At 47.6% G+C, this 13137-nt stretch carries 11 protein-coding genes; 9 read left to right on the top strand and 2 right to left on the bottom strand.

Features of this window, described 5'->3' with window-relative positions; translation table 11 throughout:
* Window positions 1-58: 58 nt before the first annotated feature.
* Window positions 59-1405, bottom strand: a complete 1347-nt coding sequence (locus ACRJJO_RS00595) for a POT family MFS transporter (protein ID WP_431064059.1) — start codon at window positions 1403-1405, stop codon at window positions 59-61.
* Between the two features lie 581 nt (window positions 1406-1986).
* On the opposite strand from ACRJJO_RS00595, the gene ACRJJO_RS00590 reads away from it, so the two are divergent.
* From ACRJJO_RS00590 to ACRJJO_RS00560, 7 genes are all read left to right on the top strand, one after another.
* A complete protein-coding gene (locus tag ACRJJO_RS00590) occupies window positions 1987-2967 on the top strand; it encodes an AAA family ATPase (protein ID WP_431064058.1) in 981 nt (326 codons plus the stop codon).
* The gene (locus ACRJJO_RS00585; RefSeq protein ID WP_431064057.1) at window positions 2967-3875 is read left to right on the top strand and encodes a DUF58 domain-containing protein; all 909 of its coding nucleotides are present in this window, start codon (window positions 2967-2969) and stop codon (window positions 3873-3875) included. The genes ACRJJO_RS00590 and ACRJJO_RS00585 overlap by 1 nt, the downstream gene beginning before the upstream one ends.
* Window positions 3875-4351 carry a DUF4381 domain-containing protein gene (locus tag ACRJJO_RS00580; RefSeq protein ID WP_431064056.1) on the top strand — a complete coding sequence of 159 codons (477 nt, stop codon included), beginning with the start codon at window positions 3875-3877 and terminating at the stop codon, window positions 4349-4351. The genes ACRJJO_RS00585 and ACRJJO_RS00580 overlap by 1 nt, the downstream gene beginning before the upstream one ends.
* Window positions 4348-5328 carry a vWA domain-containing protein gene (locus tag ACRJJO_RS00575; RefSeq protein WP_404358878.1) on the top strand — a complete coding sequence of 327 codons (981 nt, stop codon included), beginning with the start codon at window positions 4348-4350 and terminating at the stop codon, window positions 5326-5328. Before ACRJJO_RS00580 ends, ACRJJO_RS00575 begins: the two co-directional genes overlap by 4 nt.
* Window positions 5325-7112, top strand: coding sequence for a VWA domain-containing protein (locus tag ACRJJO_RS00570; protein WP_431064055.1), 1788 nt, complete (start codon window positions 5325-5327; stop codon window positions 7110-7112). Before ACRJJO_RS00575 ends, ACRJJO_RS00570 begins: the two co-directional genes overlap by 4 nt.
* Window positions 7113-7162: 50 nt before the next feature.
* A complete protein-coding gene (locus tag ACRJJO_RS00565; RefSeq protein WP_431064054.1) occupies window positions 7163-8827 on the top strand; it encodes a BatD family protein in 1665 nt (554 codons plus the stop codon).
* A gap of 480 nt (window positions 8828-9307) precedes the next feature.
* A complete protein-coding gene (locus tag ACRJJO_RS00560) occupies window positions 9308-9436 on the top strand; it encodes a hypothetical protein (RefSeq protein WP_404358868.1) in 129 nt (42 codons plus the stop codon).
* 77 nt (window positions 9437-9513) lie between these two features.
* On the opposite strand, the gene fnr is transcribed toward ACRJJO_RS00560, so the two are convergent.
* The gene (gene fnr, locus ACRJJO_RS00555) at window positions 9514-10218 is read right to left on the bottom strand and encodes a fumarate/nitrate reduction transcriptional regulator Fnr (protein WP_431064053.1); all 705 of its coding nucleotides are present in this window, start codon (window positions 10216-10218) and stop codon (window positions 9514-9516) included.
* A 295-nt stretch (window positions 10219-10513) separates the two neighbouring features.
* Between fnr and ACRJJO_RS00550 the strand changes: the two genes are divergently transcribed.
* Window positions 10514-11077 carry a thioredoxin family protein gene (locus tag ACRJJO_RS00550; protein ID WP_431064052.1) on the top strand — a complete coding sequence of 188 codons (564 nt, stop codon included), beginning with the start codon at window positions 10514-10516 and terminating at the stop codon, window positions 11075-11077.
* Between the two features lie 86 nt (window positions 11078-11163).
* Window positions 11164-12633, top strand: a complete 1470-nt coding sequence (zwf, locus tag ACRJJO_RS00545; RefSeq protein ID WP_431064051.1) for a glucose-6-phosphate dehydrogenase — start codon at window positions 11164-11166, stop codon at window positions 12631-12633.
* The last annotated feature ends 504 nt before the right edge of the window (window positions 12634-13137 follow it).

The following is a 13137-nucleotide window of genomic DNA, read 5'->3' as shown; positions in this document are numbered from 1 at the left end:
CCACCGAACCCTCTTCCACATTTGTCGAAGTTATTTCATGCCCGTCCCTAATTATAAGTCACTCTTTACTGCTTTGCTCATCCTGTAAAAAAGTTTGTTCCTGATAGCGCCGGCTTACCACTAAAAATAGTAATGCGGTAATTAACATCAGTCCGGTGAAAAACCAAAAATAAACACTTCCTGTTAATTGGCTGGAGCCGTCTGAAGGCATCATTAAAAAATTGACTGCACTGGTCAATAAATTACCGGCGGCGATAAACACGAAATAATAAGCCATGATAAAAGATTTCATCGATTTCGGTGCCTGCGTATAGGAAAATTCCAGACAAGTGATTGAAACCATGACTTCAGCCGCGGTCAATAACAAATACGCCAACAATTGCCAACCTATATGCGGCGTTAGCCTTTCATCTAATTGCATTTGAATCAACGACGGTATCGCGAATGCAAATACGGTTAAAAACAAGCCGATCGATATTTTTCTTAAGGGAGTCAAATCGAAATAACGATTCAAGAATGGATACAAGCCATAGGAAAAACAAGGAACCAAGATCATGATCAGCAAAGGGTTAGCCGCCTGAATCTGTGATGGTAGTATCTCGATACCGAATATGACTCTATCCATTTTTTGTGCCTGTAAAACCCATGAGGAGCCAATTTGTTCGAATAGAGACCAGAAAATCGCGATAAATACATAGATCGAGGTCAATTTGCCAAGGATCTTCACACCATCATAGCTAAGCATGTCCTTGATAAAACCCATGCCGGCCGGATCAATATGTACAAAACGATAACGTCCTACCCAAAAAATAATCGTGGCCAACAACATCAATACCCCGGGTACGCCGAAAGCAAGCGACGAACCATAGTTATGCAGTAGCCAGGGAATCAACAGCATCGCGACAAAAGCACCGAGATTAATTGAAAAATAAAACCAACCGAAGACTTTGGTCATCAAGTGGCTGTTCGTGTGACCGAATTGATCGCCTAAGTGTGAAGACACGCAAGGTTTGATACCGCCTGCTCCAAACGCTATCAATGCTTGTCCGATCAAAAGTCCTAAACGGGTATCGTCGATCGACAAGGTCAAATGACCGAAACAATAAAACAGCGATAAATAAAGGATGGTTCGGTATTTACCGAACACGCTATCGGCCAGTAACGCGCCGAACAAAGGCATCAAATAAACCGCCGAAACGAATAAATGAAAATAGCCTTGGGCTTCATGCTCGGACATCAGATCGGGTTGTCCCGATGCATCTACTAAATATTGGGTCATGAACACGACCAAAATAGCGCGCATGCCGTAGTAGCTAAACCGTTCGGCGGCTTCATTGGCGATGATGAAGGGAATGCCTGAGGGTAGTTCGGTAGTTTTAAGTGGATTTTTGCGGTATTGGGACATGATTTTGAAAGAATCGGTTGCCTATAATCATAACAAATTAAAAGATTTAAAATTACTGTTACTATTAGTCAAGCTAAAATCTGTGGATAAGCCTTTTTTAATATTTTTTATCAATACTTTAGTTCTATGACTAAACTGCTTGTAAGCCTCGGTTCAAGATGTGGAGGGTTTGTGGATAAAATCGACCTGGTTAATTTATACACAGCAATACACAAGAAACTCACCGTTTATTCGCAAAGTTACCCACTTTTATGCTAGTCCTCATACAGATACAATGGGAACCTTTCGGCATAAAAATTGTTAAAGCAATTCGGTAAGGTATTAACTGCATGCCTTGTATACTTCGTGCGGTCATGTTTGCGGATTTTATGGCAATGCTATTTTGTTCGGTAGCAAGGCGCGAAAACAGGCGCATAGCAAGCTATGTAACTGTTTTTGCAAAGCTTCCGCTCCTGCTCACGCCCCTTACCTACTTCCATGTAGGTAACACCGCTTCCGGACAAAAGAGCGCGTCAGAAAGCCGCAAATGTGGCCGCGCGAAGTATAAAATTTAGGATTTTAAATTTCATTCATTCAGGATCATGAGCGTAGACATTACTAATCAAAGTGCGATGCAAAAGCTAAAAAGCTTTATCGGTAAGCAAATTATCGGACAGGATGTATTGATAGAAAGAATGCTGATTGCGTTGTTGAGCGACGGTCATATTCTTGTTGAAGGTGCGCCGGGCTTAGCCAAGACACGGGCAATCAATGTACTCAGCAAGGGTATCGAAGGCGATTTTCATCGCGTGCAATTTACGCCGGATTTATTGCCTGCCGATTTGACCGGTACCGAAATTTACCGGCCTCAACAAGGTACATTCGAATTTCAAAAAGGGCCTTTGTTTCATAATTTGATTTTGGCCGATGAGATCAATCGTTCGCCGGCCAAAGTGCAGGCGGCATTGCTCGAAGCGATGGCCGAACGGCAGATTACCGTCGGCGGCGCGACTTATCCCCTACCCGCCTTGTTCATGGTCATGGCCACGCAAAACCCGATTGAGCAGGAAGGCACTTATCCCTTGCCGGAAGCGCAATTGGACCGGTTCTTATTGCATATCAAAATCGATTATCCTGAAGCCGAACACGAAAAAAGTATTTTGCATCTCGCAAGAAACGAAGCTAAAAACGCTAAGAACGGTACAACAGAGTCTTTTACACCGTTGAAGCAACAAAATTTATTTGCAGCCCGTCAGGAAGTCTTGGCTATCTACATGGCCGATAATCTTGAAGATTATTTGCTGCAAATCGTTTTGGCGACCCGCAATCCCGGCGCCTACGGCAAGGATTTGGCCTCGTGGTTGCAATACGGCGCAAGTCCAAGGGCAAGTATTGCATTGGACCGATGCGCGAGAGCAAAGGCATGGCTGGCGCAACGCGATTTCGTCGGCCCCGAGGATATCCAGGATATTGCTTTCGATGTCTTGCGGCATCGCCTGATTCTATCCTATGAGGCTGAAGCCGAAGGAATTACACCCGATTATTTCATTCGCGAATTGATCAACCGGATTGCTGTTCCTTGATGCTGTCAAACAAAACCGATAATCCCTCTTCAGCTGCCTACGAACGAGTCGCGGTAAGTTTGAAAAGCTTGGTCGATCTGGCACAAACGGCTGGGTCGCTTAAGTTGCATCGTTGGTCGATCCGCTCCCGGCAAACCGGAGGCTATGTATCGCGCTCGAAGGGACGCGGTATGGAATTCGATGAGGCGCGGCTTTATCAACCTGGAGACGATATTCGCAGCATCGATTGGCGAGTGACGGCCCGTACCGGAAAAACCCATACCAAGTTGTTTCGCGAAGAGCGGGAACGGCCGGTATTTATTGCGGTCGATAAACGCATGGCGATGCAATTTGCGACACGAGGCGTGTTCAAATCGGTACAGGCAGCCAAGTTAGCCGGGCTCTTGGCTTGGACCGCACAGCAACACGGCGATCGCATCGGCGGGCAAATCTTTTCCGATAGCACCTGTATGGAGATGAAGCCGCAACATGGCCGGCATGCGGTTTTGCGGTTTTTTCACAGCCTGGTGCAAACCGGCGAAGGCCACCCGGTCGAATTCAATTTCGAACTCGGTTTGGCAAGATTGTCGCAACACGCGAGGCCCGGCAGCTTGATTTATATCATCAGCGATTTTCGCGGTCTTGAAAGCAATGCTGAACATCATTTAAGGCGGCTCGCCCAACACAACGATGTCGTATTGATTCAAGTCTACGATCCGTTGGAAAGCAGCCTGCCTTCGGGGGGACATTTTCGACTGACCGATAGCCGGCGCGATGTGGTCATCGATACTCGGGACCGGGATCGTTTGAGCGATTATCAGCAACGTTTCAATGCGCGATGCCGCTATTTGGAAAACCTTGCGAAAAAATTCCGAATGACTTTTATTCAATGCAGCACCGTACAAGATCCGGTGCAGAGTTTACGTTAATGAATCCGCAGCCGCTTCCGTTACGCGACATTCATCTGCCGGAACCGATCGGTTTTTGGCCACCCGCGCTCGGCTGGTGGTTGGCGGCTTTGGGGGTTGTGATTTTACTCGTGTCGATGGTTTGGTTGATTCGGCGTTTGACTCGTAAAACCGCGCTGAAATCGGCGCGCCGATTATTGGCGGATTTAAAACAAGACCCGAGCCTGGATCCTGCCGAAAAGGTCAGTCACCTGTCGATGTTGCTTCGCCGAGTAACGATTAGCTTGGCAACGCGAGAGCAAAGTGCGGGTTTAACAGGACAAGCTTGGTTGAACTATCTGGACGCCTCGCTGCCGGACAAACCCTTTAGTAACGGCATTGGCCGGCAATTGATCGAAATTCCGTACCGTAATGAATTACCTCCGGAAACCGATGTCTCGGAATTATTCGAACTGTGCGAGCGTTGGCTGAAGGCTCAAAAACAAAACAAACGATGATACATTTTGAATGGCCTTGGTTGATTACGGCACTGCCCTTGCCTTTATTGGTCCGCTGGTTGCTGCCGCAAGATTCGCCGCAACAACAAGCAGCATTGAAAGTTCCTTTCTTGGAAGATTTTTCGGTGTGCGCAGCGCAGGCATCAATAAAATCAGCGCGCTGGCCGCTGGTGATTGCGGTAATAGCTTGGATCTTGTTGGTATTTGCCGGCATGCGTCCGCAATGGCTCGGCGAACCGGTCGAACAAACGATCAGCGGACGTGATTTGATGCTTGCGGTCGATTTATCGGGGAGCATGGAAGAACAGGACTTTATCATCAACAAACAACGAGTCGACCGGCTCACGGCGACGAAATGGGTCGCCGGCGATTTCATCGCGCGCCGAACCGGCGATCGAATCGGTTTAATTTTGTTCGGAACTCAGGCTTATCTACAAGTGCCTTTGACCTTCGACCGTAAAACGGTCGTAACTTTATTAAACGAATCGGTGATTAGTTTGGCCGGCGAAATGACGGCGATCGGCGATGCGATCGGTTTGGCGGTTAAAAGACTAAGAAACCAAGATGATACAAGCCGCGTATTGATTTTGCTGACCGACGGCGCGAATACCGCAGGTGAAGTCACGCCGTTGAAAGCGGCGGAATTGGCTGCCGAACATGATCTAAAAATTTATGCTATCGGCATCGGTGCCGACGAAATGATAGTGCGCAGTTTTTTTGGTTCCCGTAAAGTCAATCCATCGATGGACTTAGACGAAAAGACCTTGACCGAGATTGCAGAAAAAACCGGCGGACGTTATTTTCGCGCTAGAAACACCGAAGAGCTTGAGCAAATCTACGATATTCTTGATCAACTGGAACCGGTCGAGAAAGACAAACAGTATTTTCGGCCTCGTAGCGAATTATTCCATTGGCCGCTGGCAATTTCCCTAGTTTTGGCCGGCATCATCGCGACGGCAAGATTGAGAGTATCATGAGCGACTGGCAATACTTTCATTTTATCCGGCCGTGGTGGCTGTTGGCGATAATACCTTGGTTTGCGGCCTTATTGTTGACGCTAAGACATAAACTACAGCGGGGTAATTGGTCGACGGTTTGCGACGAGCCATTGCTGCCCTATATCCTGCAGGACAAAGTACAAAATCGCAGCAGAATGACCTTGACCGCCGGAGCATTGGCGGCTTTGCTTGCTATCTTCGCCTTGGCCGGACCCACCTGGGAACGCTTACCCTCCCCTGTTTTCCGCGACGATTCGGCGTTGGTGATCGGCTTGGATTTATCGCGCTCAATGGATGCGGCCGACCTAAAACCGAGCCGGCTCGAACGCGCCCGTTTCAAAATCGCCGACATCCTGAAACAACGCAAGGACGGCCAGACCGCGTTATTGGTCTATGCCGGCGATGCCTTTACCGTGACTCCGTTGACAGCCGATACGCAAACGATTGCCAGTCAATTGTCGGCATTGACGACCGACATCATGCCGGTACAAGGCAGCAATTCCGTTGCGGCGCTAAATCATGCGGTCGATTTGCTGAAACAAGCTGGTATGCAAAAAGGCCATATTCTCTTGGTAACCGATGGCGCCGATGTCGATAAAACCGAAGCCGCGGTAAAAAATCTGGGCGCTTATTCCTTATCGATACTCGGAGTCGGCACGTCCGAAGGTGCGCCGATCGGTGCGCCGAGCGGCGGTTTCGTCAAGGACGGACAAGGCAGCATTGTCGTTCCGAAATTGAATGCCGGCGCATTGAGCAAATTAGCCGCGCTCGGTAACGGTATTTACCGGACGATCAGCCCGAACGACAGCGATATAGAAACCCTGCTGAGTGCATTTGAAAACCGGCAAGTTCAAAGCGATACTGGGGACGATGACTTATTACTGGAATTATGGGCGGAACGCGGCCCTTGGCTACTGTTACTGATTTTGCCGTTGGCGGCATTGAGTTTCCGAAAAGGCGTATTATCGATTGCGATGCTGCTGGTTTTGCCTTTTTCGAACCGGGCCGAGGCGCAGGATTGGCAAAGTTTGTGGAAAACGCCGAATCAACAAGCGCAACAGGCTTTTGATGCCGGAGACTACGAACGAGCGGCCGGTTTGTTTAATGATCCTGAATGGAAGGCCGTCGCCGAATATAAGTCAGGATCGTACGAACAAGTTCTTGAAACACTCAAAGATAGCGATAGCGCGCGCACTCATTACAACCGAGGCAATGCACTAGCGCAATCGGGACGTTTGGCCGATGCCGTCACGGCCTATGAGGAAGCGTTGAAGCTCGATCCTGATCACGAAGACGCAGCTTTCAACAAATCCGTTGTCGAAAAAGAATTGGAAAAACAACAGCAAGAACAGCAACAAGGCCAAAACGATAAGAATCAACAGCAAGATTCCGAGCCATCGTCCGAACAAAGCGAACAAGGCGAGCATTCGGAAGAGTCCGGAGGCGAACCCCCAGATCAAAAAGAACAAGAGGACGGTCAAGACCGGCAACGTTCATCGCCCGAACCTCAAGACATTGAAGAAGGACAAGACGATCCGGAACAGGATGAAGGTCAAGTTCAAGAGCAAAACGACGAAACGCCCGACGATCAAGGAAAAGAAGAAGCGGCAACCCAAGAAACCGAGCCGGCCGATGAAGCTAAACAAGCCAGCGAACAATGGCTGAAACGTATTCCGGATGATCCGGCCGGTTTATTGAAACGTAAATTCCAATATCAATACGGCCGCCGCGGCCGGCAAAAGCAACAAGACGAAGCTTGGTGACGACGATGAGGATAGCGACAAAAAAAAGGCTCTCGATGGAGAGCTTCTTGATGCTGATAGTGTTTAGTCTATTCGCGGCTTTCAAGGCACAGGCCACAAACATCGATGTAACGGTCGATCGTAGCCCGGTCGGCTTGAACGAATCGTTCCAGATTACTTTTATTGCCGATGAAACGCCGGACGATCAGCCCGACTTCGCACCGCTCGAAAAAGATTTCGAGATACTCGGCCGGAGTCAAAGCAGTAGTACATCGATCATTAACGGTCAATACAGTAAGACGCAGCAATGGAAATTGTCGGTCATGGCTAAACGCGCGGGCGAATTGACGATACCGGCCATTACTTTCGGCAAAGATCGTAGCAATGAAGTTTCCTTGATGGTGACCGAAGCCGGTAGCCGTGAGATTCAGGCCGCTGATGACGATCTGTTTTTGGAAGTCGAGGCCACGCCGGAAAATCCTTATGTCCAATCCCAAGTTCTCTATACCTTGCGTTTCTATCGCCGAGTGTCGATCACGCAAGCCCGGTTATCCGAACCGGAATTAGATAATGCCATCATCGAAAAGCTTGGCGAGGACAGCAATTACACAACTCAAATCGGCGGTATCGGTTATCAAGTCACCGAGCGTAAATATGCGATTTTTCCGCAGCAAAGCGGTACTATGATAATAGCGCCCTTGCAACTCGATGCCGAAGTGATTACAGGAGGCCAGCCTCGGTTCAACGGGTTTTTTAATCGCCAAAGTACTCAGTTGAAACGTATTAACTCAAAACCCGTTACGCTCGAGATAAGACCGATACCGGAAACGTTTACCGGCGGTCATTGGTTGGCTGCCGATAAGTTGAGTTTGAGTCAGGAATGGTCCGGCGATATCGCTCGAATGAAAGTCGGCGAACCGCTCACTCGAACGCTACGCATTGCCGCTCAAGGCGCGACGGTTGGTCAATTGCCCGAGTTGCATAAGGCGCCGAAACAAGCCGAGCTGAAAACTTACCCGGATCAGCCTGTTTTAAACGAGAATAAAGGTCCCGAAGGCATCAAGGCGCTACGCGAAGAAAAAATCGCGTTCATTCCCGGAAAAGCCGGCCAATACACACTGCCGGCGATCGAAATACCGTGGTTCAATACCCGCACCGGACAAGTCGAAATCGCTAAATTACCGGAAATAACGGTGATTGCCGAAGGCGCAATGACGGCAAACGAGTTGCCGCCCCCCGCATCGGATGCCGAGTTTAAAGTTCAGGCAGAAACCGCAAGTTCCAAGAGCCCACCGCAGTCATCCAGGCAATCCGATTATTGGATGTGGGCGGCGCTGTTTTGTGCAGTCGGTTGGCTGGCAACCGGACTTTATTTTGGCTTACGCCGTCCGGTAAAGTCCGAAGGAAAAGTGCAAGACCCGATTCAACAGTCCTTGTCTGTATATGTCAAATCCTTGAAAAAAGCCTGTGCCGAAAACGATTCTCAAGCGGCTAAGAATGCCTTGATCGGTTGGGGTCGGGAAAAATACAAGGTCGCCAGTCTAGGTGACTTGGCCAATCATTGCGAGGCCAGGTTAAGAGACGAGATCATGCACTTGAATGCATGTCTTTATAGTGCCGACCGGCTAGACTGGCAAGGTAAAAAGTTATTCCAGGCTTTTTCCGAGCATAAAGCTAGAGAGCAATTCAGCGATAAGCCGGTAGAAAATGAGTTGGAACCTTTGTATCGCGTGTAAAAATCGAATTTTCACTACCCGGGACCTAAAGGTTTGGTCGTAAATAACTTCCCTATTTTAGGGTATAGGTATCTACACAAGTTTTTTATATTATAAATACAATGAGTTACAAGCTAGCCTGGCTCCCTCTGCTGTTGGAGAAGATTAGGATGGTGAGAGTAAAACAACCACTTATATACCCCTCATCCCAACCTTCTCCCTCAAGGGAGAAGGAGCAAGTACTTGTGTAGATACCTATGATTTTAGGGAGGATTCGGTTGCTCGATTGGCAGGTGTCGGCGGCAGGGATCGCTTGTAGAAGATGGTGTTGCCGAGGAACAAAAGCCGACCAAAAGCGTTTAACAATTGATCCATATCAATCAGCGATTAACTAATGATGCAATAATGGCTCTACCCGTAAGGGTGTTAAGTTTTATTGATCGATCGATTCGATTGAGCAAGGAACAATACGTTTTAACTCACAATTGAGAAAAGTTTATTATGAAAATTATTAGCCGTTTGTTTTTAGCCATTATTGCAGTTTCAGCTTTAGCCGCTTGCAGCGAATCCGGTCAAGGTCCCAGCCGGCCGTCCGACTCTGCAAATTCAGCGCAAATGATGTTGAAATAACGACTTTCCGTTGCGAGTTGAACCGAGGTTTCCGCTACTCTTTAAGGGATTATGCGGTAGCTTCGGTTCAATAACAATTATTCGACAATGACTTTTAAAGAGTCCATATTGTTAATTTTGACGTTGCGTCGATTGATGGTAATGATTCCTTGATGGTTCAGTTCGGCAAGCAAGCGGCTAACGGTTTCGTTAGTGATACCTAAAAAATTAGCGATATCTTGCCGTTTCATCGTCAAATTGAATTCGGTTTTCGAAAACCCTAAGGCATTGTATCGATGCGATAGCCTTAATAGAAAGGTCGCCATTTTTTCTTTGGCGGAACGATGACCTAATAACAAAATCAGATTATGATCGGATTCGATTTCCTTACCTAAAACGCGCAGCATTTGAGATTGCAAACTAGGAATCAACCGGCATAACTTATTAAGCTGTGATAGTGGCAATTCGCATACCTTGCTCGTTTCAAGCGCTATGCTCGAGCTTGTGAAGCGCCCATGCTGAAAAGCGTCAAACCCCATTAATTCCCCGGGTAAATAAAATCCAATTGTTTGTTCCGCGCCATCCTCACTGTATATAAAACTTCTGAACGATCCTGTTTTAACGACGAATAAACTTTGGCATTTTTCGTCCTGTTGATAGAGATATTGATCGGTTAACAGTGGCGCTTTGTTTTTTACGATTGTCTCGAACTGTTCCAGCTCGGTTTTCGGTAAGCCGTAAGGAAGACATAGCTCGACTAGTCTGCAGTCTTGGCATAATGTTTCGTATGGGTCATAGTCCATCGTTACTGTCATTTTTGGAATTGGGATGAAATCGTCGGCCGCCAAGATAGCTCAAAAAGTGTCAGTTATCCATCTCCGCAGCTAACAAAGTTGAACGATTCTTCATTAAATGAAGGGATTAAAACCAATAGGACCGGATATTTCATAGACAATTCAACTATGCCTGCTAAAGGGGTCATAAAGTAAAACCCGTCATTTGCAAAGCGGCGTAGCTATTCATGCTTGGGTTAAGGCTTTATAATTCCGCTTTCGATATGATTTAAGATTATCCAAGCAAAACATAGGAGTGTATAGAATGGCAGCGACCGAATCTAATATGATGCCTTTAGGAACCCGTGCTCCGGATTTCGAATTACCCGATACCGTGACCGGAACGACTAAAACCCTTCAAGAATTGAAAGGTGAAAAAGGTACGGTGATTCTCTTCATGTGTAATCATTGCCCTTATGTTCTGCATGTCAAAGATCAATTGATCGCCATTGCTGAGGAGTATCGAGCACAGGGCATTAGCACGATTGCGATCAGCGCTAATGATATCGTCAATTATCCGCAGGACGCGCCGGATAAAATGCAAACAATGATGCGGGAATGGGGCAACCCTTTCGCCGCTTATCTTTACGATGAAAGCCAGTCTGTTGCGAAAGCCTATCAAGCTGTTTGCACGCCGGATATCTATGTATTCGATGCAGCCCTATCTTGTGTTTATCGCGGACGCTTGGACGGGTCGACCCCTAAAAACGATGTGCCGTTGACCGGTAGCGATTTACGCGCGGCCTTGGATAACTTACTGGCCGAAAAAGCCATCGATCCGCAGCAAGTTCCGAGCATCGGTTGCAATATCAAATGGAAAGATAAATGAACGTAGGGAAGCGGTTTCAGTTTTTCTTTCATTTTTTTCAAATCTAATTAAGTAGCCGAAAATCGGTTTATTCTTCATCAAATTCAATGAAATCAAATCAAAAATTCAAACCGTGTGACCTGGTCATATATGGCGCATTAGGCGATTTATCGACGCGCAAATTATTAATTTCGTTATATAGGCTCGAAAAATCCGAATTGATCGAGCCCGAGACTCGTATCATCGGTATTGACCGTCATGTTCTCGAAGAGGGCGGTTTCGTTAAAGTCGCTAGGAAAAGTTTACAGTCTTATCTGAACGAGACGATCGACGATGAAGTCTGGCAGCGTTATTCGGCTCGAATGCAATATCTCATGATCGATCTAACTCAGCTCGATCAATATAAACAATTGAATGCAGTTATCGATTCTAAATCCAGGGTACTGGTCAATTATTTAGCCGTTGCGCCGTTTTTGTTCAAAAATATTTGCCAGGGTCTCGATAAAGCGAAAATTTTGACTCGAGAATCGCGAGTGGTGATGGAAAAACCGATCGGCAACGATCTGAAATCCAATCGGGAAATCAACGATGCCGTTGCTGAAGTGTTTAACGAGGATCAGGTATTCCGTATCGATCATTATTTAGGAAAGGAAACGGTTCTGAATCTGTTGGCCTTACGGTTTGCCAATTCGATTTTTACGACCAATTGGAATCACAATACCATCGATCACATTCAAATTACCGTTGGCGAGGAAGTCGGAATCGAGGGCCGTTGGGAGTATTTCGATAAAACCGGGCAACTACGGGATATGCTGCAAAATCATTTATTGCAGATCCTGACCTTTATCACAATGGAACCACCCGCGTCGCTGGAAGCCGAAAGCATTCATAGCGAGAAAATCAAGGTGTTGAAAGCCTTGCGTCCGATTACCGCCGACAATGTCGAAGAAGTGACCGTGCGAGGGCAATACACCGCCGGTTACATGAAAGGACAAGCCGTGCCGGGCTATACCGAGGAGGAAGGTGCCGATAAGGAGAGTACCACCGAAAGCTTCGTCGCGGTGCGCGTCGATATCGATAATTGGCGCTGGGCCGGCGTACCGATATATCTGCGTACCGGAAAGCGCATGCAAAATAAGCGCACCGAAATCGTCGTTTATTTCAAGCGCTTGCCGCACAATATCTTCAAGGACAGTTACCGCGAATTGCCGCCGAATAAGTTGATCATTCATTTACAGCCGAAAGAAGGCGTGGAAATCGAAATGCTCAATAAGGTACCCGGTATAGGCGGCAGTATCACGTTACAACAGAATAAACTCGATTTGAGCTTTTCTGAAACGTTCAAAAACAGTCCGTTTTTCGGCGGTTACGAGCGGCTGATTTTGGAAGCGATGCGCGGCGATCCGACCTTGTTCCTGAGTCGGCAGGAAATCGAACAGGCTTGGGCATGGGTCGATTCGATACAAGATGCTTGGGCGCGTAGAAAAATTGCGCCAAAACCCTATTCCGCAGGAAGTTGGGGGCCGGTCGCGTCGGTCGCATTGTTGGCGCGTGACGGTCGGGCTTGGGAAGAGTAAGTGCAATCTTGTAGGGCGCGCATCGCGCACCTTTCCACGGTACCGAACCGTCAAGAGCCCGACCCAGGTGCGCGATGCGCACCCTACACCTGGCGATTAGTAGCCTATGAACCAACAATTTCAAAAATATTCCTGATTACGTATAAGCTTCAGCCTATTTGAAGTCCGAAGTAGGTTTTGTGTCGCTATCGCGACGCTTATATGGAGTCGGTTCGCGGACCGACAACCGCGATACTTTTCTTTGCTTGTCCAAAGAAAAGTATCCAAAAGAAAAGACACCCGGAGGCCGCTGCATCCTGCGCGCTGACGATTTTGCCGAGGGTTTTCGGAAGGGCTATCCTTAGCCCTCCGAAAACGAGCGGCATCCCTGCCGCTCCCCTAGCGGGCTATTCTCGGCAAAATCGCCAGTGCTCGGCGCGGCCTAACGGGACCCAGGCGGGCGCCCTGAGTCAAGTCAAATTGGCTGAACGTTCTAAGTAATCAGGAAAATATTTTGAGTTTAAA

Source organism: Methylotuvimicrobium sp. (assembly GCF_050611805.1).
GTDB lineage: Bacteria > Pseudomonadota > Gammaproteobacteria > Methylococcales > Methylomonadaceae > Methylotuvimicrobium.
Note: the sequence above shows the minus strand (reverse complement) of the source record. Positions and strands in the feature narration are given on the sequence as shown.

What these genes read in the sequence shown, in the direction of transcription:
- ACRJJO_RS00595 (WP_431064059.1), bottom strand. Translation starts at nt 1,405, where the DNA reads ATGTCCCAATACCGCAAAAATCCACTTAAAACTACCGAACTACCCTCA.
- ACRJJO_RS00590 (WP_431064058.1), top strand. Translation starts at nt 1,987, where the DNA reads ATGAGCGTAGACATTACTAATCAAAGTGCGATGCAAAAGCTAAAAAGC.
- ACRJJO_RS00585 (WP_431064057.1), top strand. Translation starts at nt 2,967, where the DNA reads ATGCTGTCAAACAAAACCGATAATCCCTCTTCAGCTGCCTACGAACGA.
- ACRJJO_RS00580 (WP_431064056.1), top strand. Translation starts at nt 3,875, where the DNA reads ATGAATCCGCAGCCGCTTCCGTTACGCGACATTCATCTGCCGGAACCG.
- ACRJJO_RS00575 (WP_404358878.1), top strand. Translation starts at nt 4,348, where the DNA reads ATGATACATTTTGAATGGCCTTGGTTGATTACGGCACTGCCCTTGCCT.
- ACRJJO_RS00570 (WP_431064055.1), top strand. Translation starts at nt 5,325, where the DNA reads ATGAGCGACTGGCAATACTTTCATTTTATCCGGCCGTGGTGGCTGTTG.
- ACRJJO_RS00565 (WP_431064054.1), top strand. Translation starts at nt 7,163, where the DNA reads ATGCTGATAGTGTTTAGTCTATTCGCGGCTTTCAAGGCACAGGCCACA.
- ACRJJO_RS00560 (WP_404358868.1), top strand. Translation starts at nt 9,308, where the DNA reads ATGAAAATTATTAGCCGTTTGTTTTTAGCCATTATTGCAGTTTCAGCT.
- fnr (WP_431064053.1), bottom strand. Translation starts at nt 10,218, where the DNA reads ATGGACTATGACCCATACGAAACATTATGCCAAGACTGCAGACTAGTC.
- ACRJJO_RS00550 (WP_431064052.1), top strand. Translation starts at nt 10,514, where the DNA reads ATGGCAGCGACCGAATCTAATATGATGCCTTTAGGAACCCGTGCTCCG.
- zwf (WP_431064051.1), top strand. Translation starts at nt 11,164, where the DNA reads ATGAAATCAAATCAAAAATTCAAACCGTGTGACCTGGTCATATATGGC.